At 71.9% G+C, this 19,822-nt stretch carries 19 protein-coding genes; 15 read left to right on the top strand and 4 right to left on the bottom strand.

All coding sequences use genetic code 11. The features are described 5' to 3' along the window. Nucleotides 1-118 precede the first annotated feature (118 nt). The 13 genes from OG379_RS18615 (at nt 119) to OG379_RS18555 (ending at nt 13,838) form a co-directional block, all read left to right on the top strand. Nucleotides 119-1,720 carry a polyamine aminopropyltransferase gene (locus OG379_RS18615; protein ID WP_405664221.1) on the top strand — a complete coding sequence of 534 codons (1,602 nt, stop codon included), beginning with the start codon at nt 119-121 and terminating at the stop codon, nt 1,718-1,720. A gap of 82 nt (nt 1,721-1,802) precedes the next feature. After that, on the top strand, nt 1,803-2,681 hold the full coding sequence (locus OG379_RS18610) for an SRPBCC domain-containing protein (protein ID WP_405664219.1): 879 nt from the start codon (nt 1,803-1,805) through the stop codon (nt 2,679-2,681). 30 nt (nt 2,682-2,711) lie between these two features. After that, a complete protein-coding gene (locus OG379_RS18605; RefSeq protein WP_405664217.1) occupies nt 2,712-3,506 on the top strand; it encodes an aldose 1-epimerase in 795 nt (264 codons plus the stop codon). A 31-nt stretch (nt 3,507-3,537) separates the two neighbouring features. Further along, entirely contained in the window at nt 3,538-4,077 is a 540-nt protein-coding gene (gene pyrE / locus OG379_RS18600) for an orotate phosphoribosyltransferase (RefSeq protein WP_405664216.1), read from the top strand. A gap of 167 nt (nt 4,078-4,244) precedes the next feature. Next, nucleotides 4,245-5,276, top strand: coding sequence for a class II fructose-bisphosphate aldolase (gene fbaA / locus OG379_RS18595; protein ID WP_405664214.1), 1,032 nt, complete (start codon nt 4,245-4,247; stop codon nt 5,274-5,276). A 161-nt stretch (nt 5,277-5,437) separates the two neighbouring features. Next, entirely contained in the window at nt 5,438-6,937 is a 1,500-nt protein-coding gene (locus tag OG379_RS18590) for an MFS transporter (RefSeq protein WP_405664212.1), read from the top strand. Nucleotides 6,938-6,940: 3 nt separating this feature from the next. Then, nucleotides 6,941-7,354 (top strand): DUF3151 domain-containing protein, encoded by a 414-nt coding sequence (locus OG379_RS18585; protein WP_033296606.1) that lies wholly within the window; start codon nt 6,941-6,943, stop codon nt 7,352-7,354. A gap of 156 nt (nt 7,355-7,510) precedes the next feature. Then, on the top strand, nt 7,511-8,359 hold the full coding sequence (locus tag OG379_RS18580; protein WP_356713915.1) for a tryptophan 2,3-dioxygenase family protein: 849 nt from the start codon (nt 7,511-7,513) through the stop codon (nt 8,357-8,359). Further along, nucleotides 8,352-9,548, top strand: a complete 1,197-nt coding sequence (kynU, locus tag OG379_RS18575; RefSeq protein ID WP_405664209.1) for a kynureninase — start codon at nt 8,352-8,354, stop codon at nt 9,546-9,548. Before OG379_RS18580 ends, kynU begins: the two co-directional genes overlap by 8 nt. Before the next feature lie 143 nt (nt 9,549-9,691). Continuing rightward, a complete protein-coding gene (locus tag OG379_RS18570; RefSeq protein WP_405664207.1) occupies nt 9,692-10,567 on the top strand; it encodes an alpha/beta hydrolase in 876 nt (291 codons plus the stop codon). A gap of 74 nt (nt 10,568-10,641) precedes the next feature. Next, nucleotides 10,642-11,958: a sensor histidine kinase gene (locus OG379_RS18565; RefSeq protein WP_405664205.1), complete on the top strand. Its 1,317-nt coding sequence runs from the start codon at nt 10,642-10,644 to the stop codon at nt 11,956-11,958. Beyond that, nucleotides 11,955-12,623, top strand: coding sequence for a response regulator (locus OG379_RS18560; RefSeq protein ID WP_393756139.1), 669 nt, complete (start codon nt 11,955-11,957; stop codon nt 12,621-12,623). The genes OG379_RS18565 and OG379_RS18560 overlap by 4 nt, the downstream gene beginning before the upstream one ends. Nucleotides 12,624-12,632: 9 nt before the next feature. Next, a complete protein-coding gene (locus OG379_RS18555; RefSeq protein ID WP_405664203.1) occupies nt 12,633-13,838 on the top strand; it encodes a cytochrome P450 in 1,206 nt (401 codons plus the stop codon). Here the strand turns inward: OG379_RS18555 and OG379_RS18550 are convergent. From OG379_RS18550 to OG379_RS18540, 3 genes are read right to left on the bottom strand one after another with little or no spacing between them, the layout of a single operon-like run. Continuing rightward, nucleotides 13,821-14,207, bottom strand: coding sequence for a hypothetical protein (locus OG379_RS18550; protein WP_393756135.1), 387 nt, complete (start codon nt 14,205-14,207; stop codon nt 13,821-13,823). The genes OG379_RS18555 and OG379_RS18550 overlap by 18 nt on opposite strands. Before the next feature lie 35 nt (nt 14,208-14,242). Further along, on the bottom strand, nt 14,243-15,904 hold the full coding sequence (locus tag OG379_RS18545; protein WP_405664201.1) for an ABC transporter permease: 1,662 nt from the start codon (nt 15,902-15,904) through the stop codon (nt 14,243-14,245). Next, on the bottom strand, nt 15,901-16,833 hold the full coding sequence (locus tag OG379_RS18540; RefSeq protein WP_405664199.1) for an ABC transporter ATP-binding protein: 933 nt from the start codon (nt 16,831-16,833) through the stop codon (nt 15,901-15,903). The genes OG379_RS18545 and OG379_RS18540 overlap by 4 nt, the downstream gene beginning before the upstream one ends. Before the next feature lie 92 nt (nt 16,834-16,925). Here OG379_RS18540 and OG379_RS18535 point away from each other — a divergent pair, with 92 nt between their 5' ends. Beyond that, on the top strand, nt 16,926-17,441 hold the full coding sequence (locus OG379_RS18535; RefSeq protein WP_393756509.1) for a GbsR/MarR family transcriptional regulator: 516 nt from the start codon (nt 16,926-16,928) through the stop codon (nt 17,439-17,441). A 15-nt stretch (nt 17,442-17,456) separates the two neighbouring features. On the opposite strand, the gene OG379_RS18530 is transcribed toward OG379_RS18535, so the two are convergent. Continuing rightward, nucleotides 17,457-18,293, bottom strand: a complete 837-nt coding sequence (locus OG379_RS18530) for a diacylglycerol kinase (protein ID WP_405664197.1) — start codon at nt 18,291-18,293, stop codon at nt 17,457-17,459. A 186-nt stretch (nt 18,294-18,479) separates the two neighbouring features. On the opposite strand from OG379_RS18530, the gene OG379_RS18525 reads away from it, so the two are divergent. Next, on the top strand, nt 18,480-19,763 hold the full coding sequence (locus tag OG379_RS18525) for an adenylosuccinate synthase (protein WP_356713905.1): 1,284 nt from the start codon (nt 18,480-18,482) through the stop codon (nt 19,761-19,763). Nucleotides 19,764-19,822: the final 59 nt, after the last annotated feature.

The raw sequence follows: 19,822 nt of genomic DNA, 5'->3' as shown, positions 1-19,822 counted from the left end.
GGGGTGCGCGGGGCCGGGCCGGTGCGATGTGCGCCGGGCTCGGCGCGCGTCCGGCGCACACCACTTGCACCCGTGTGGGTGACAAGCAGCGACCTTCCCGTCACGTAGCGTTCATTTCATGATCGACCAGCAGATGTCGCTGCGAGGGGGCGTGGCGGGGCTTCCCGTGCGGCCTAGGACCGGCCGGTTCCTCGTGCTGGCCGTGGTCTTCATCTGTGCCGCGTGCGGTCTGGTGTACGAGCTGGAACTGGTCGCGCTGGCCTCGTACCTGATCGGTGACTCGGTCACGCAGGCGTCGGTCGTGCTCTCCGTGATGGTGTTCGCGATGGGCATCGGCTCACTTCTCGCGAAACGTTTACGCGGCCGCGCCGCCGTGGGGTTCGGGCTGATCGAGGCCGCGCTGGCGCTCGTCGGCGGCACGTCGGCGCTGATCCTGTACGCCTCCTTCGCCTGGCTCGGGGAGTCGCGCTACGCGCTGGTCGGCTTCTCGCTAGCGATCGGCATCCTGATCGGCGCGGAGATCCCGCTGCTGATGACGCTGATCCAGCGGGTCGACCGGCAGGACGCGGGCGGGGCGGTCGCGGACCTCTTCGCCGCCGACTACGTGGGCGCGCTGGTCGGCGGGCTGGCCTTCCCGTTCCTGCTGCTGCCGATGATGGGCCAGCTGACGGGAGCGCTGTTCACCGGCGCGGTCAACGCGGCAGCGGGCGGGGCGCTGGTGCTGTGGGTGTTCCGGCGCGACCTGGGCACCAGGTCGCGCTGGCTGCTGATCCTGGTCAACTGCGCGGTGATCGTCCTGCTGGCCACGGCCTCCGTCCTGGTCGACGACTTCGAGCGGGCGGCACGGCGCGCGGTGTACGGGGACGAGGTGCGGGTCGCCGTGCAGACCGACGTACAGGAGATCGTCCTCACGGGGCCGGGGCGGGGCGCCGTCGACCTCTATCTGGACGGCCGCCTCCGGGTCAGCTCCCGGGACGAGCACCGCTACCACGAGGCGCTGGTGCACCCCGCGATGAAGGGCGTCCACCGGCGGGTGCTGATCCTGGGCGGCGGCGACGGGCTGGCAGCCCGCGAGGTGCTGCGCTACCCGGATGTCACTTCCGTCGTGGTGGTCGAGCTCGATCCGGCCGTCACCCGGTTGGCCCGTACGGACCCGGCGCTCTCCCGGATGAACGGGCACGCGTACGACGATCCCCGGCTGACGGCGGTCGCCGGGGACGCCTTCACATGGCTGCGAACCGCACGCGAGCGCTACGACGTGGTGATCTCGGACCTCCCCGACCCGGGGATCACGGCGAGCACGAAGCTCTACGCGGCCGAGTTCTACGGGCTGGTCGCCGGGGCACTGGAGCCCGGCGGCCGGCTGGTGGTGCACGCGGGGTCGCCGGGCAGCAGACCGACGACGTTCTGGACGGTGGAGGCCTCGGTACGGGCGGGCGGACTCACGACCCGGCCCTACCGCGTCGATGGGCGCCTCACCGGGTTCGCGGCGGGGCCGGACCGGGCCGCGGCGAGCGGGGCGGAGGCACCGCGGGACTGGGGGTTCGTGCTGGCCGCCCGGCAGGAGGCGGGCCGGCTCGGGCTGGACCCGGGGGCGCCCGCCCTGCGGACGCTGGGGGAGCGGGAGCTGCTGGCCGGGCGTCGCTCGGCGGAGCGGGTGCGGCAGCACGGGGCACTGCCGTCGACGCTGGTCCACCCGCGGTACTGGGAGGAACCGTGAGCACGGTGGTGCGGCGCGGTCCGCACGGTGTCCGGGGTGGAAGCGCTGACGGGACGGCCGGGGCTGAGTAGGCTCGGTCGGTATGGAGCATGAGGTGTTCGTTCCGGTTCCGGTTCCGGCCCTGCGGCGGACGCTGGGTGATCCCGCACGCGTCGCGCGCTGCGTGCCAGGACTCCAGCAGGATGCCGACGCGTCGGCGGGGCCGCTGGCGGGCCGGCTGAAATTCCGGGCCGACGGCCACACGATCACGTATCGCGGGGCGCTGACGCTGCGGCCTTCGGACGGGGGTGACTCCTTCTCCGTGGCCGGGGAGGGCGTGGAGGCCCGGGGCACGGGCTCGGCGAAGCTCGCACTGACCGTCGGCCTCACGGAGACGGACGGTGGCACGACGATCGGATTCACCGGAACGGTGAGCGGTGACGGCCGCATCGTGGAACTGGACACGGCCGCGGCGCTCGCCGCCGCGCAGCGGCTGCTGGACCGCTTCACGCAGCAGCTGGTGACGGAGACCCTGGCTGCGCGGGACGGGGCGGGGGAGTCCGACGCGCCGGCCGGGGAGCCCGGAGCGGCGTCTGCCGAGGGGGCGTCACCCGAGGCCACTTCTCCCGAGCCGTCTCCCGAGTCGCCGTCCGCCGAATCGCAGCCTGCCGAGCCGCCGTCCGCCGACAAGGGGTCCGTGTTCGACGCGCCCGTGCCGCCGCCGTCGCTCGACCCGTCCGCGGAGATCGAGTTCACCGTGCCGGACGAGCCGCCCGCCGAGGCCGCGCACGCCCGCCGCACGATGATCGGCCGCAGCACGGAGGAGGTCGACCACGCCCCGCCGCGCGGCCGGTACGCCCCCGTCCCGGCGCCCGAGGCGGGTGCCGCGGGCATCACGCTCCGCTGGGCCGCCCCGGCAGCCGCCCTGGCGATCGCCTCGGCGGTGGTGGTGGGCAGGGCACTGCGGCGCAGGCGGCCGTAAGGAGCCGCCCCGCGCCAGTAGTGTCGGGGGGTGAGCAGAGTTGCGAAGAACGCCCGGCTGACCGCCGGCGACGTCGAATTGACCGTTGACCCCGTGAACGGCTGCCGGATCAGCAGCCTGCGGATCGGGGACACCGAACTGCTGCGCCAGGGCGAGCGGTACGGCTGCTTTCCCATGGTGCCGTGGTGCGGCCGCACCGAGAACGGCCTGTTCCGCAACGGTGGTGAGCCGCACCAGATGCCGCTCAACTCCCCACCGCACGCCATCCACGGAACCGGCCGCGACACCTCCTGGCGGCCGGCCCGGGAGGGCGACACGGAAGCCGCCTTCTTCTACGACCTGGCCGACCCATGGCCGTACGAGGGCCGGGTGACGCAGTCCTTCGAGCTGACCGAGGAATCGCTGACGCTGAGCCTCGGCATCGAGACGTACGGGGACTCTTTCCCGGCGCAGGCCGGGTGGCACCCCTGGTTCCTCCGGAACCTCGGCGGCCAGGACGTGCGGATCGACTTCGACGCGGCCTGGCAGGAGGAGCGCGGCGACAACCACCTGCCGACCGGCCGCCGGATCGACCCCCGGCCCGGCCCGTGGGACGACTGCTTCGGGATGCCCGCGGGTGTCGACGTGAAGCTGACGTGGCCCGAGCAGCTGGAGCTGACGGTCAAGAGCCGGGACGAGTGGGTGGTGATCTACGACGAGCAGGCGGAGGCGGTCTGCGTGGAGCCGCAGTCCGGGCCGCCGAACGGGCTGAACACGGCCCCCCGGCTGGTCACCCCGATCGAGCCCCTGGAGATCACGACGACCTGGAGCTGGGCGCGGCTCTGAACCCTCCGCGGCAGCCCTTACCCTCGTTGACATGACTGACGTACGTGCTGAGCTGCTCCAGCAGATCAAGGACAAGGCCGTGGTGCACGGCAAAGTGACCCTCTCCTCGGGTCTGGAAGCCGACTGGTACATCGACCTGCGCCGGATCACGCTGGACGGCAAGGCCGCGCCGCTGGTCGGCCAGGTGATGCTCGATGCCACCGCCGAGCTGGACTACGACTGCGTCGGCGGTCTGACGCTGGGCGCCGACCCGGTGGCCACCTCGATGCTGCACGCGTCGGCGGCGCGCGGGAAGAGCCTGGACGCGTTCGTCGTCCGCAAGGCGCAGAAGGCCCACGGGATGCAGCGCCGCATCGAGGGCACGGACGTCAAGGGCCGTCGCTGCCTCGTCGTCGAGGACACCTCGACGACCGGTGGCTCCCCGCTGACCGCGGTCGAGGCCGTGCGTGAGGCCGGCGGCGAGGTCGTGGCCGTCGCCGTGATCGTCGAGCGCGGGGCCGCTCCGGCGATCGCGGAGGCCGGTCTGCCGTACGTCCATGTCTACTCGGTGTCTGACCTCGACCTGGGCTGACCTGCAGCTTTCTTGGGGCGCTCCCCGTTTCACGTGAAACGGGGAGCGGCTGGTCGACGGGCAGCGTGGAGCCGAGGCGAGAGTCTGGGAAGATGTGGGCGACGATGACGTCGCCCCCAGGTCAGGGACCAAGCACTGCACACCCGCACATCCCAAGGAGCGGACAGATGCCCATCGCAACCCCCGAGGTCTACGCCGAGATGCTCGACCGGGCGAAGGCAGGCAAGTTCGCCTACCCGGCCATCAATGTGACGTCGACCCAGACCTTGCACGCTGCACTGCGCGGCTTCGCGGAGGCGGAGAGCGACGGCATCGTCCAGATCTCCACCGGTGGTGCCGAATTCCTGGGCGGCCAGTACAACAAGGACATGGTGACGGGCGCCGTAGCCCTGGCCGAGTTCGCGCACATCGTCGCCGCCAAGTACGACATCACGGTCGCGCTGCACACCGACCACTGCCCCAAGGACAAGCTGGACGGTTACGTCCGTCCGCTGCTCGACGTCTCCGCGGAGCGCGTCGCCAAGGGTCTGAACCCGCTGTTCCAGTCGCACATGTGGGACGGCTCGGCCGAGACTCTCGCCGACAACCTGTCCATCGCCCAGGAGCTGCTGGCCAAGGCCGCCGCCGCCAAGATCATCCTTGAGGTCGAGATCACCCCGACCGGTGGCGAGGAGGACGGCGTCACGCACGAGATCAACGACGAGCTGTACACGACCGTCGACGACGCGCTGCGTACGGCCGAGGCGCTCGGCCTGGGCGAGAAGGGCCGCTACCTGCTGGCAGCGTCCTTCGGCAACGTCCACGGCGTCTACAAGCCGGGCAACGTCGTCCTGCGTCCCGAGCTCCTCAAGGACCTCCAGGAGGGCGTCTCCGCGAAGTACGGCAAGCCGGCCGGAAGCCAGCCCTTCGACTTCGTCTTCCACGGCGGCTCGGGCTCCACGGCCGAGGAGATCGCCACCGCACTGGAGAACGGCGTCGTGAAGATGAACCTCGACACCGACACCCAGTACGCCTTCACCCGCCCGGTCGCGGACCACATGTTCCGCAACTACGACGGTGTCCTCAAGGTCGACGGCGAGGTCGGCAACAAGAAGACCTACGACCCGCGCACGTGGGGCAAGGCCGCCGAGGCCGGCATGGCCGTGCGCGTCACGGAGGCCTGCGCCAACCTGCGTTCCGCCGGTACCAAGCTGAAGTAAGTACGTCACGGACACAGGTGCGGGCCCGGTCTCCCTTCGGGGGGCCGGGCCCGTGCCGTACCGCTGCGCGGGGCTCGTCCCTGCCCGCCGGAGGGGCTGGAAACGGCTCCTCGGGCGGCGTGTGAATGGCCGGTCGGAGCGGCAGCGGTGATGCTGCTCGTATGACTGACACGGACGGCGCGGACGGCGACGGGATCCGGGTCGCCTCGCCCGTGGGCCGGTGGGTCGTCCTGACCACCGTGCTCGGGTCCAGCATGGCTCTGCTCGACTCCACGGTCATCAATGTGGCCCTCCCCCGCATCGGCGAGGACCTCGGCACCGACATGGCCGCCCTGCAGTGGACCGTCAACGCCTACATGCTCACCCTGGCCGGTCTGATCCTGCTCGGAGGAGCGCTCGGGGACCGGTTCGGGCGGCGGCGGGTGTTCGTCCTCGGGGTGGTCTGGTTCGCCGCGGCCTCGCTGCTGTGCGGGATCGCACCGAACGCGGAGGTGCTGGTCGCCTCGCGGGCGTTGCAGGGGGTCGGCGGCGCGCTTCTCACGCCCGGTTCGCTGGCGATCATCCAGGCGAGTTTCCACCCCGACGACCGGGCCCGTGCCGTGGGGCTGTGGTCCGGGCTCGGCGGGGTCGGCGCGGCAGTCGGGCCGTTCCTCGGGGGATGGCTGGTGGACGGGCCGGGGTGGCGGTGGGTGTTCCTGCTCAACCTGCCGCTCGCCGCCGTCTGTGTGCCCGTGGCCCTGCGCCACGTACCGGAGTCCCGGGACCCGGACGCCCACGGCCGGTTCGACGTGCTCGGCGCCGCCCTCGCCGCGCTGTCTCTCGCCCTGGTCACCTACGCGCTGATCGAGGTGCCCGAGCAGGGCGCTTCCGTCACCGTGATCGGTGCGGCACTCGGTGGCGTGGTTCTCGGTGCGGCCTTCGTGCGGCTGGAGCGGCGCCGGGCCGACCCCATGGTGCCGCCGTCGATCTTCGCGTCGCGGCAGTTCACGGCCGTCAACATCGTCACGTTCTGTGTGTACGCGGCCCTGGGCGGGTTCTTCTTCCTCTCCGCGATCCAGCTCCAGGTGGTCGCCGGTTACTCGGCGCTCGGCGCAGGCACCGCGCTCCTGCCCACCACGGTGCTGATGCTGCTCTTCTCCGCGTCGGCGGGCGACCTCGGCCGGCGTATCGGGCCCCGCATCCCCCTCACCGTCGGCCCGCTGCTGGCAGCCGCCGGGATGCTCCTGATGCTGCGGGTCGGCCCCGGCGCCTCCTACCCGCTGGACGTCCTGCCCGCCGTGCTGGTGCTGGGCCTCGGCATGGTCACCCTGGTGGCGCCCCTCACCGCGACCGTCCTGGCGGCGGTGGACACCGGCCGGGCCGGGCTCGCCAGCGGCATCAACAACGCGGCGGCGCGGGCGGCCGGGCTGCTCGCGGTGGCCGCGCTCCCGCTGCTGGCCGGGATGGGCCCGGAGGCGTACCGCGACGCGGGGGAGTTCGCCTCGACGTTCCGGCGGGCCATGCCGATGTGCGCCGGTCTGCTGGTGGCCGGTTCGGTGATCGCCTGGTGGGCCGTGCGGAGGCCTCCCGAGGCCCGGCCGGAGCCCCGGCCGGTGTGTTCGACGCACTGCGGGGTGTCGGCCCCGCCCTTGGAGCCGGAACCCCGGCCCAGGCACACTTGAACCATGTCCATCCACGAGAACCTTCTCGGGGGCCCTGCCCCGACCCACCTGCCCGACGATCCGGAGCCGCGCGAGCTGCTCGCGAGCGGCACGGCGCCCGCCGATGTCGCGGCGAAGTACCCCACCTCCTCGCTGGCCTGGGCGCAGCTCGCCGACGAGGCGTACGAGGGCGGCCGGGTCGTCGAGTCGTACGCGTACGCGCGCACCGGTTACCACCGCGGCCTCGACGCCCTGCGCCGCGCGGGCTGGAAGGGCCACGGCCCCGTCCCGTTCGAGCACGAGCCGAACCGCGGCTTCCTGCGGGCCCTGCACGCCCTCGCGCGCGCCGCGCAGGCGATCGGTGAGCAGGAGGAGTACGAGCGCTGCTCCTCGTTCCTGCGCGACTCCTCGCAGACCGCCGCCGACATCCTGGGCTGAGACGACGCCTCCCTCCGGGGCCCCGCGGGCAGCAGCCCGCGGGGCCCCGGCGCGTCCCGCTGAAGGCCGTTAGGATGCCGTGCAGGGGACCGGAGCTCCACCACCTCAGAGGAAGGGGCGGACCGCTACCCGGAAGCTCGTGTCGAGGAGACAGAAATGTCGACGATCCACCCCGACCCCGAAGCCACCGGTGCGGACAACCCGCACCTGGACTTCGCGGGAACGACTCCGTACGAGGACTACGTCCAGGCGGACGTCCTGACCCACCTCCAGCACCTGCGCTCGGACGATCCCGGCGAGATGGTCTTCCTGGTCACCACCCAGGTCATGGAGCTGTGGTTCACGGTCATCGTCCATGAGTGGGAGACGGCGGCGCACGCCCTGCGCGAGGACCGCATACCGGTCGCCCGTGACGCCCTGAAGCGTTCGCTGCGGGAGCTGGAGGCGCTGAACGCCTCCTGGAAGCCGCTCGCCGGCCTCACCCCCGCCCAGTTCAACTCCTACCGCGGCTCCCTCGGCGAGGGGTCCGGCTTCCAGTCGGCGATGTACCGCCGGATGGAATTCCTGCTGGGCGACAAGTCCGCCTCCATGCTCGTGCCGCACCGGGGCGCGCCCCGCGTCCACGCCGAGCTGGAGAAGGCGCTCCACGAACCCGGTCTGTACGACGAGACGCTCGCCCTGCTCGCCCGGCGTGGATACGCCGTGCCGCAGTCGGTGCTGGAGCGGGACCTCTCGCAGAAGTACGAGCCGTCCCCCGCGGTCGAGGCCGTCTGGGCGGAGATCTACGCGGACGCTGACCAGAACGCCGAGCTCGTGCGGCTCGGCGAGGTGCTGACCGATGTCGGCGAGCTGGTGTGGCGCTGGCGCAACGACCATCTGACCGCCACCCGGCGGGCGATGGGCTCGAAGACGGGAACCGGCGGATCGGCCGGGGTCGCCTGGCTGGAGAAGCGGGCCACCAAGAGCGTGTTCCCCGAGCTGTGGACGGCGCGTAGCCATGTCTGACTTCAAGGAGCGCGCCGAGGCGCTCGACGCCGCCGACGGACTGGCCGCCCTGCGCGAGCTGTTCACCCTCGACGACACGGTCTACCTCGACGGCAACTCGCTGGGGGCGCTGCCCCGCCACGTCCCCGCGCGGATGCAGGACGTCATCACCCGTGAGTGGGGCTCGCTGCGCATCCGCTCCTGGGACGAGAGCGGCTGGTGGACCGCCCCCGAGCGGATCGGCGACCGGATCGCCCCGCTGGTCGGGGCGGCCGCGGGACAGATCGTGGTGGGCGACTCCACCAGCGTGAACGTCTTCAAGGCGGTCGTCGCGGCGACCCGCCTCGCGGGAGAGGGCCGCGACGAGATCCTCGTCGACGCGACGACCTTCCCCACCGACGGGTACATCGCCGCTTCGGCGGCCCGGATGACGGGCCACCGCGTCGTCCCGGTCGCGCCGTCCGACGTACCGGCCGCGCTCGGCCCGCGTACGGCGGCGGTCCTCCTCAACCACGTCGACTACCGCTCGGGCCGGCTCCACGATCTGCCCGGCCTCACCGCCGCCGTCCACGAGGCGGGAGCCGTCGCCGTGTGGGACCTGTGCCACAGCGCGGGCGCGCTGCCCGTGGGTCTCGACGCGCACGGCGTCGACCTGGCCGTCGGCTGCACGTACAAGTACCTCAACGGCGGCCCCGGTTCGCCGGCCTACCTGTACGTCGCCGAACGCCATCAGGCGGCTTTCGACTCGCCCCTGCCCGGGTGGACCTCGCACGCCGACCCGTTCGCGATGACTCCCGGTTACGCCCCCGCGGACGGTTCCGTACGGGGCAGGGTCGGTACCCCGGACATCCTGTCCATGCTGGCCCTGGAGGCTTCGCTGGACGTGTGGGAGGGCGTCGCGGTCGAGGCCGTGCGGGCCAAGTCCCTGGCGCTGACGGACTTCTTCCTGGAGTGCGTCGCCGCCTACGTCCCCGAGGGCCGGGTCACCCCGGTCACCCCGGCCGCCCACGCGGAGCGCGGCAGCCAGGTCTCCCTGCGGTGCGAGAACGCGGACGAGACGGAGGCGGTGATGCGCGCGCTCATCGAGCGTGGCGTGGTCGGCGATCTGCGCCGCCCGGACGTCCTGCGCTTCGGTTTCACCCCGTTGTACGTCGGTTTCGCCGACGCCGAGCGGGCGGCACGGATCCTCGCCGAAGTGCTGGCGGTCTGAGACCGGCCGTCCTCCGGGGGCGGCGTGACCCTCCGCCGCCGTGCGGGTCCACACTCCGGGCCCGTACGGCGGCGGTTCGTCGTACTGGTACCGTCCCCGCAGGTCAGTCCAGTTGGGCACGGGCCCAGGACGGTTGGAGCAGCATGTCGGATTCTGCCGCGCGTGATCGTGACGCCGCCGAGACCGAGTCGGCGTTCGCCCATCCGGTGATCGCCCCCGACGGGTCCGCGGCCTACGGGAGCCACCCCGACCAGGTGATCGACTTCTTCGCACCGCGGGACGGCCGTGCCGGGGCGCCGCTCGTGGTCCTGCTGCACGGTGGGGCCTGGCGGGCGCCGTACGACCGGCAGCACGTGTCGCCGTTCGCGGACTTCCTCGCGCGGCGCGGCTTCGCGGTGGCCAATGTGGAGTACAGGCGCGGCGGCGAGATCCCGCGGCAGGGCTCGGCCGGCCCGGTCGCGGGGCGCTGGCCCGAGACCTTCGACGACGTGGCCGCGGCGATGGACGCCCTGCCGGCGCTGGCGGCCCGGGAGCTGCCGGCGGCGGATCTGCGCAAGACCGTGGTCACCGGGCACTCGGCCGGCGGGCAGCTCGCCCTGTGGGCGGCTGCCCGGCACGTGCTCCCCGAGGGCTCGCCGTGGCGGCTGCCCGCCGCGCCGCCGCTGCGAGGGGTGGTCGCGCTGGCCCCGATCGGGGACTTCGCGAGCGCGGTGGAGCTGGACGTCTGCTCGGGCGCGTTGCACCAGCTCCTGGGCGGCGTGGACGACTTCGAGGCGCGGAGCGCACACGTGGATCCGGCCCTGCTGCTGCCGACGGGGATCGCGACCGCCGTGGTCCAGGGCGTGGACGACATCACCGTGCCGCAGGCCGTGACGGAGGCGTTCGTGGACGCCGCGGCGAAGGCCGGGGAGATGGTGGGGCTGACGCTGCTGGACGGGGTGGGGCACTTCCCGCTGATCGACCCGTCGGCGGACGCCTGCGCCGTGGTGGCCGAGGAGATCGCCCAGCTGGCCTGGTAGTACTTGCGACGGACGGCGAAGGATCCGTATCACTGCTGACGACCGGGGCCCGGGGCGGCGCCTACCGTGTGGGCGTGACCGAGAAGAAGACACGAAGCCCGGAACACCGGGCGGCCGCCGGGGCGATAGAAGGCCTGCGGCAGGACCTGTTCCAGAACGTGCTCGACTACCGCCCGCTGGGCCCGCTGGGCACGGACGGGCCGGTGATCCGGCGCCTGCCCAGGACCTTGCAGAAGGGCGTCGTCTGGTTCCCGCACGGGGTGGTGGGCCTGGTCGCGCTGATCTCGCTGATGGAGGGCGTCTTCTCGGCGAACACCTACTCCCCGTTCGGGGCAGCCACGGTCATCACCGCCTTCCTGCCGGCCGCGGCGCTGATGATGACGCTGGTCCGCCCCGTCCTCGCGTTCTGGGCGTCGATCGCGATCACCCCCCTGGTGGGGGCAGCGGGTGACGGGGACTGGCCGTGGGGGCCGAGCGCCTTCGCCTGCCACCTCGGCGTGCTGGTCGTCGTCGCGGCGAGGACCCGGCCGCGCACCGCCGCCTGGATGTGGCTGATCACGCTGTTCGCCGGGGGCGTCCTGGGCAACTTCGCCCAGCCCTACTCCTCCAGCACCGAGCCCATGGCCTTCGTCTCCGCGCTGGCCCTGCTCCTCGTCGCGTTGGTGCAGGTACGCCGCGAGGCCCAGCGGGAGGTGACGGTGCAGCGCACCGTCACGGCCGTGGAGCGTGACCGGCGCACGCTCCTGGAGGAGCGCACCACCATCGCCCGTGAGCTGCACGACGTCGTCGCCCACCACATGTCCGTCGTCGCCATCCAGGCCGAGGCCGCCCCGTACCGGGTGGAGAATCCGCCGCCCGAGCTGGAGCAGGCGTTCGTGACCATCCGGGAGAACGCCGTCGCCGCGCTCACCGAGCTGCGCCGCGTCCTCGGCGTCGTACGGGCGGAGGACTACGAGGCGCCGGACGCCCCGCAGCCCACGCTCGCCGAGCTCGACCGGCTGCTGGACAACGTCAGGGAGACGGGCCTGGAGACGGAGAAGACCGTCACCGGCGCGGTGCGGGATCTTCCGCAGGGCGTCGAGCTGTCGGCGTACCGGATCGTCCAGGAGGCACTGAGCAACACGCTCCGGCACGCGCCGGGGGCGACCGCAAAGGTGGAGATCGGCTATGTGCTCGGCGGGCTCGGGGTGCGTATCGTCAACGGACCCGCGCGGGGGCTGGTCAAGCCGTCGCCGGGTGCCGGGCACGGAATCACGGGGATGCGGGAGCGGGTCGCGATGCTGAACGGGGAGATGACCGCGGGGGCGTACGGGGACGGCGGCTACGAGGTCGCCGTGTTCCTGCCCGTACCGGCGCAGCGCTCCGGCGCGGAGGACGGTGAGGGCGCGTGACCGAGACGCCCATCCGGGTCCTGATCGTCGACGACCAGATGATGGTCCGCGAGGGCTTCTCCGTGCTGCTCAACGCCATGCCGGGCATCGAGGTCGTCGGTGAGGCCGTCGACGGGCGGCAGGCCGTCTCGCAGGTCGCCGCACTACGCCCCGACGTGGTCCTGATGGACATCCGGATGCCCGAGCTCAACGGCATCGAGGCGACCCGGGAGATCGTCGCCGCGGACGCGAACGCCAAGGTGCTCGTCCTGACCACCTTCGACCTCGACGAGTACGTCTACCAGGCCCTCCGGGCCGGCGCGTCCGGTTTCCTCCTGAAGGACGCCTCGGCGCGGCAGCTCGCCGAGGGCGTACGGGTGGTGGCGTCGGGCGAGGCGCTGCTCGCTCCGACGGTGACCAGGCGGCTGATCACCGAGTTCTCGAAGATCGCCGAGGCGCCGAGACCGCCCGCGATGTCCAGGATCGGTGACCTCACCGAGCGGGAGACGGAGGTGCTCGTGCTGATCGCCCAGGGGCTGTCCAACCTGGAGATCGCCTCGCACCTGGTGGTCGCCGAGTCGACCATCAAGACCCATGTGAGCCGCATCCTGGTGAAACTGGGGCTGCGGGACCGTACCCAGGCGGCCGTGTTCGCGTACGAGGCGAGGCTGGTCACGCCCGGATAGCGTCTGCTCATGCACGTGTCCTTCGATCCCTGGTCCCCGGCGTTCGTCGCCGACCCGTACCCCGCCTACGCCGCGCTGCGCGCCACCGGCCGGGCGCACTACTTCGAGCCGACGCGGCAGTGGCTCGTCCCGCACTACTCCGATGTGTCCGGGCTGCTGCGCGACCGGCGGCTGGGGCGGACCTATCTGCACCGGTTCAGCCACGACGAGTTCGGCGTGACCGCCCCGCCCGCCGAGCACGAACCGTTCCACACGCTCAACGGGCACGGGATCCTCGATCTGGAGGCCCCCGACCACACCCGGATCCGGCGGCTGGTCGCCAAGGCGTTCACGCCCCGGCGGGTCGAGGCGCTCGCCCCGACCGTGGAGCGGCTGGCCGCCGGGCTCGTCGACGACTTCGTCGGGGCGGGCGGCGGCGATCTGCTGAGCGCGGTCGCCGAGCCGCTGCCGGTGGCCGTCATCGGCGAGATGCTCGGGCTCCCGGAAGCCGACAGGCACCTGCTGCGGCCCTGGTCGGCCGCGATCTGCGGGATGTTCGAGCTGAACCCGCCGGAGGAGACCGCGCGGGCCGCCGTGCAGGCGTCGGTCGAGTTCTCCGGCTATCTGCGCGAGCTGATCGCCGCGCGGCGCGCGGACCCGGGGACCGATCTGATCTCCGGGCTCATCGCCGCCCACGACGACGAGGACCGGCTGACCGAGCAGGAGATCGTCTCCACCTGCGTGCTGCTGCTCAACGCCGGTCACGAGGCGACCGTCAACGCCACCGCCAACAGCTGGTGGATGCTCTTCCGGCACCCCGAGCAACTGGCCTCCCTGCGCGGCGACCACAGTCTGCTGCCGACGGCGGTGGAGGAACTGCTGCGCTACGACACCCCGGTGCCCATGTTCGCGCGGTGGGTCCTGGACGACATCGAGGTCGACGGCACCGTCATCCCGCGCGGTTCGCAGGTCGCGCTGCTCTTCGCGTCGGCCAACCGGGACCCGGAGCGCTTCGCCGACGCCGGGACGCTGGACCTGTCCCGGCGGGACAACCCGCACATCTCCTTCGGTGCGGGCATCCACTACTGCCTGGGCGCCCCGCTGGCCCGCCTCGAACTGGCCGCCTCGTTCGGCGAGTTGCTGCGCAAGGCGCCCGGTATGCGGCTGACGGCGGAGCCGGAGTGGAAGCCGGGCTACGTCATCCGGGGGCTCCGGGAGCTACTGGTCGAGATCTGAGGAGAGCGCGCCGGAGAGCCGTATGTGATCCGGGTGGTGCGGGTTCGCCCAGGTGTGGAGGCCCCACGTGGACAGGGCGAAGACTCCCGCCGTGCACGCGCCGGCGACGAGGGCCCGGGACCGCAGCGACCTGGGCCCGCGCGGCAGACGCAGGGTCAGCAGCCAGGTGAGCGGCGGGATCAGGGCGCCGGCGAGCAGGACGAGGGGCAGCTCCGTCCAGAGGACGGAGAGGTCCCTGCCGTGCCCCTCGAAGCCGGCGCCCATGTGCAGGCCCGTACGCAGTGACGAGCCCCAGACGTACAGGGCGGTCGCCGCCCCGAGCGCCGCCGTCGCACACCCGCCGTACCCTGCCGCGTCACGTTGTTCCATACGCGGCGAGACGTGCGCGCACCACGGCCGGTTCCCTACTCGGTCTGCAGGTCCCGCCGCCGGAAGCCCTCCAGGCCGAGCAGGATCAGGGCGGCGGCGATCAGCGTGAGTACGGCCAGGGGCGTCCAGCTCATGGGGGCCGCGGGCAGCTGGGGCACATGGCCGAAGGGCGACACGTTGTTCATCCAGTGCGGGAACCGCAGCAGTCGGCCCAGGTAGCCGACCACGAAGGCGTACACCGGTACGGCCCAGGCCGCCGATGCCGCCCGGGGCAGCCAGCCGAAGAGGACGGCCGCGACTCCGGCCGTGACCCAGAGAGCCGGAGCGTACGCCAGCGCGGCCCCCACCAGCTTCAGGATCAGCCCGGAGTCACCGGCCGAGGCCGCCCCCGCGACACCGATGCCGAGCCCCGCGAGGAGCAGCACGAGCGTGCCGCCCGCCAGTGCGACGGCGAGGTGGCTGCCCGCCCAGCGGGCGCGGGACAGGCCGGTCGCGAGCAGGGGCTCCACCCGGCCCGCGTTCTCCTCGGACCTCGGCCGCAGGGCGGCCGTCACCACGTACACGGCGGCGACGACGGCGAGGACCACCATGACCATCGAGGCGAAGGACTCCGCCATGGTCGTGCCACCGATGTCCTTGAGCGCCTCCTGGAGCTGGTCGATGTTCTTCAGCATGTCGTCCGCGTCGCCGAGGATCGACCCGTACATCACGCCCATCAGGAACAGTCCGGCGCCGAAGCCGGCGAGCACGGAGCGGTGCAGCCGCAGCGCGAAGCCCAGCGGCCGGGTCAGGGACCTGGAGGCGACCGGGCTGCCGAGCCGCGCGGCACGCAGCCCTGCCCCCACGTCCCGCCGGGTGGACAGGACGAATCCGGCGCCGGAACACAGGACGGCGAGTGCCACGCAGAGCAGCAGCGGCCACCAGCGGTCGTCCACGTACGGGTAGGTGCGCTGGATCCAGCCGATGGGGGAGAGCCAGGAGAGCGCGTCGTTGCCGCCCGCGTCACCGGCGGCCCGCAGGACGTACGCGAGGCCGATGACCGCCATGGCCATGCCGGAGGCGCCCCGGGTGTGCGCGGTGATCTGGACGGTGACCGCCGCGACGCCCGCGAAGACGACACCCACGGCCGCGTGCGAGAAGCCGTAGAGCAGAGAGCCGCCGGTGTCGATGGAGTCGATGCCCATCGAGCCGAGACCGACGGCGAGCAGCAGTGCGAGCGCGAGATTTGCGAGCACCGCGACGGACAGGGCGGCGGCCAGGTGGGCGTGCCGGCCGACGACGGCGGAGCGGACCAGCTCGGCGCGGTTGGTCTCCTCCTCGTCCCGGGTGTGACGGGTGATGATCAGGACGCTCATGAGACCCACGAGCACGGCCATGAAGCCGAGCATCTGGTGGCCTGCCATCGAGCCGAAGGTGTAGTCGTCGAGATAGTGCTCAGGCCCTGTCATGGCCAGTCCGGCCGGGCTCTTCATGGTGGTGACGACGGAGGCGCGGTCCGCCGGACCGGCGTACAGCGTCGTGTACTTGCTCGCGGTGGAGGCCGTGCCGACGAACAGGGCGAGGATCCAGACGGGCAGCCGGACACGGTCCCTGCGCAGGTTGAACCGGACCAGGGTGCGGGTGCCGGCCAGGGCGCCCCCGCTGTGCGTGAGGGACCGGGCGGGTGCGGGTGCCCGGGTGGTGGTGGCGGCGGTCATCGGCTGCCTCCGTCGGGGTGGCCGCCCACGGCGAGCTCGTCGCCGTAGTGGCGCAGCATGAGCTCCTCAAGGGTCGGCGGATGGCTGATCAGGCTGCGTACGCCGCATTCGGCGAGCCTGCTCACGGCGTCGTGGAGGTGGCCGCCGTCCACGGTGAACCGCACCCGGCTTCCGGCCCCGTCGTCGCCGACCTCCACGGAGTGCACCCCGGGCAGGCCGTCGAGCCCGGTGGCGGGCCGGTCCGTCTCGGCCTCGACCGTCGTACGCGTCAGATGCCGCAGCTCGCTCAGCGACCCGGACTGCACGGTCCTGCCCAGCCGGACGATGCTGATCCGGTCGGCCAGTTTCTCCACCTGGGCCAGGATGTGGCTGGAGAGCAGCACGGTCCTGCCCGCGGCCTTCGCCTGCAGGATCACGTCCTGGAAGACCACCTCCATCAGGGGGTCGAGGCCGGAGGTCGGCTCGTCCAGGAGCAGCAGCTCCGCGTCGGAGGCCAGGGCGGCGACGATGGCCACCTTCTGGCGGTTGCCCTTCGAGTAGGCGCGGCCCTTCTTCGTCGGGTCGAGGTCGAAGCGCTCGACCAGCTCGTCGCGGCGCCGCTTGTCGGCTCCGCCGCGCAGACGCGAGAGCAGGTCGATGGCCTCGCCGCCCGTGAGTCCCGGCCACAGCTCCACGTCGCCGGGCACGTAGGCGAGACGCCGGTGCAGCTCCACGGCGTCGTGCCACGGATCCTTCCCGAGCAGCTGGGCCGCTCCCGAATCGGCACGGAGCAGGCCCAGCAGGACCCGGATGGTGGTGGACTTCCCGGCGCCGTTGGGCCCCAGGAAGCCGTGTACCTCACCGGTTTCGACGGTGAGGTCGAGGCCGTCCAGTGCGTGTGTCCGTCCGAACGACTTGTGCAGCCCGGACACGGTGATTGCCTTCGTCATGTTTCTGAAAGTACGCTGATTTCACAAAGTTGTGAAGTTAAGGAAGCGTATAAAGTTGGGCCGTGACCGGTGAAGGGGAGGCGGCGGAGGCTATGACCAGCGGGACCGGGGAGTCCGGGAAGACGGAGGACGGCGCGGGCGGGCGTGACGAGCACGCGGTGTCCCGTTTCGTCGAGCGCTTCGCGGCGGAGATGACCGAGGCGGGGATGCAGCGGATGGCCGCGCGCGTCTTCGCGGCGCTCCTCGCGGACGACGACGCCTCCATGACCTCGGCCGACCTCGGGCGGCTGCTGCAGATCAGCCCGGCCGCCGTGTCGGGTGCGATCAACTACCTCACCCAGGTCAGCATGGTCGGCCGCGAGCGGGACCCCGGCTCACGCCGCGACCGCTACCGCCTGCACGACGAGATCTGGTACGCCACCTTCGCCAACCGTGACCAGGTGCTGACCCGCTGGGAGCGCACGCTGAAGGACGGTGCGCGCTCCCTCGGCGAGGACACCCCGGCGGGAGCGCGCCTCGCGGAGACGGCGGAGTTCTTCGAGTTCATGCAGGCGGAGCTGGTCGGCGTCCTGGACCGATGGCGCGAGAGCCGCAAGTCCTCGGGGTGAGGCCCGGGGCGGGTCTCAGGCCCCCGCCGCGGGGAGCACCAGCCCCCAGGCGCCCGCCCGTACGGTCCATGTGCGGGTCCTGACGGGGCCCGCCACCTGTATGTCCGCCCGGTAGCGGAAGTCGGGCCCGGAGACCGTGACCGCCTTGGCCTCCGCCGCGCGGGTCGTGCCGGAGGCCGTGCGGATCACCACGTCGGCAAGGCCTCCGTCACCCTGGGCGGTCACCGAGACGCCCTCGACCGGCCGGTCCAGGTCGTTCAGCAGGACCCCGTCCGCCTCGACCCTCAGCCGGTGGGAGCGGGTGGGGCCGGAGGACGAGGGCGGGGCGGGGCGGACCAGCGAGGCCACGAGGGTGCGGCAGGTGTCCCACACCGTGTGGGACGGGCCGGGTGAGGGCCAGGCCGCGGGGATGCGCAGCTCGCCGAGGACCACCCCGTCGCTGTCGTCGACGAGCAGGTCCAGCCGGCGCACGGCCCCGTCGAGCGCGGTGCGCGCCGCCGCGACCGCTCCCCGGGGCACGCCGAGCGAGTGGGCGAGTTCCAGTGTGTGTGCCGCGCCGACCGGGATCAGGGAGAGCGCGCTGTCGGCCAGCTCCCGCTCCCGGTGGAGCTGGGACACCGCCCGCAGCAGCGCGTGATCGTCGCCGACGACGACCGGGCGCCTGGAGCCCCGCCGGTGCAGGGCTCTGGCGAACTCGTCGGGGCCGTCCGCGAAGCAGATCTTGGCGTGCGCGCCGGCGCTCAGCACATCCTTCGCGATGCGCACGGACTCGCCGTCGTAGCGGCGGGCAAGGGGGTCGATGAGCACGAGTAGCTGGTGGTCGCCGTCGCCGGGGGGCTCTGCAGCCGACACCTCGGTCCTTCCTCGGGTAGCATCTTGGTGCAAGAGCCCCTTGCGCTATTGCGCCAGGGGCTTCGTCTATTCCGGGGCACCCGGTTCGACGGCTCAGGCTTTGCCGTACATCGTCGTGCGGCAGGTACGACCTTTACGTACGCCCCCTGACCTTGGACATGCCCCGCCCGGAAGGGGTGTACGCCTGTGCCCGCACTTGTGCTGCTCGGTGCTCAGTGGGGTGACGAGGGCAAGGGGAAGGCCACCGACCTCCTCGGTGGATCCGTTGACTATGTGGTGCGTTACCAGGGCGGCAACAATGCCGGCCACACGGTTGTCGTAGGCGACCAGAAGTACGCACTGCATCTCCTCCCCTCCGGAATCCTGTCGCCGGGGTGTACCCCGGTCATCGGTAACGGTGTCGTGGTCGACCCGGCGGTACTGCTCTCCGAGCTGAGCGGACTGAACGAGCGAGGCGTCGACACGTCCAAGCTCCTGATCAGCGGCAACGCTCATTTGATCACTCCGTACAACGTCACCGTCGACAAGGTGACGGAACGCTTCCTCGGTAAGCGCAAGATCGGCACGACCGGGCGCGGTATCGGCCCGACGTACGCCGACAAGATCAACCGCGTGGGCATCCGCGTCCAGGACCTCTACGACGAGTCGATCCTGGAGCAGAAGGTCGAGGCGGCGCTGGAGCAGAAGAACCAGCTCCTCGCCAAGGTCTTCAACCGGCGCGCGATCGAGGCCGACAAGATCGTCGAGGAGATGCTCCAGTACGCGGAGCAGATCAAGCCGTACGTCGCCGACACGACGCTGATCCTGAACGACGCCATCGACGAGGGCAAGGTCGTCCTCTTCGAGGGCGGTCAGGGCACTCTGCTGGACGTCGACCACGGCACGTACCCCTTCGTCACCTCGTCGAACCCGACCGCGGGCGGCGCCTGCACCGGTTCCGGCGTGGGCCCGACGAAGATCAGCCGGGTCATCGGCATCCTCAAGGCCTACACCACCCGCGTCGGTGCCGGACCCTTCCCGACCGAACTTCTCGACGAGGACGGCGAGGCGCTGCGCCGGATCGGCGGCGAGCGCGGTGTCACCACCGGCCGTGACCGCCGCTGCGGCTGGTTCGACGCCCCGATCGCGCGGTACGCGACCCGGGTCAACGGCCTCACCGACTTCTTCCTCACCAAGCTGGACGTGCTGACCGGCTGGGAGCAGATCCCGGTGTGCGTGGCGTACGAGATCGACGGCAAGCGCGTCGAGGAGCTCCCGTACAGCCAGACCGACTTCCACCACGCGAAGCCGGTCTACGAGATGCTGCCGGGCTGGTCCGAGGACATCACGAAGGCCAAGACCTTCGGCGACCTGCCGAAGAACGCGCAGGCCTACGTGAAGGCGCTGGAGGAGATGTCAGGCGCCCCGATCTCCGCGATCGGTGTCGGCCCCGGCCGTACCGAGACCATCGAGATCAACTCCTTCCTGTAGGAGATCTCCCGGCGCGACGGCCGGACCTTCCCCCGTGGAAGGTCCGGCCGTCGTTGTCG

Source organism: Streptomyces sp. NBC_01166 (assembly GCF_045039765.1).
Taxonomy (GTDB): Bacteria; Actinomycetota; Actinomycetes; order Streptomycetales; family Streptomycetaceae; genus Streptomyces.
The sequence above is the reverse complement of the archived record's forward strand: the minus strand, read 5'-3'. Positions and strand labels throughout refer to the sequence as shown.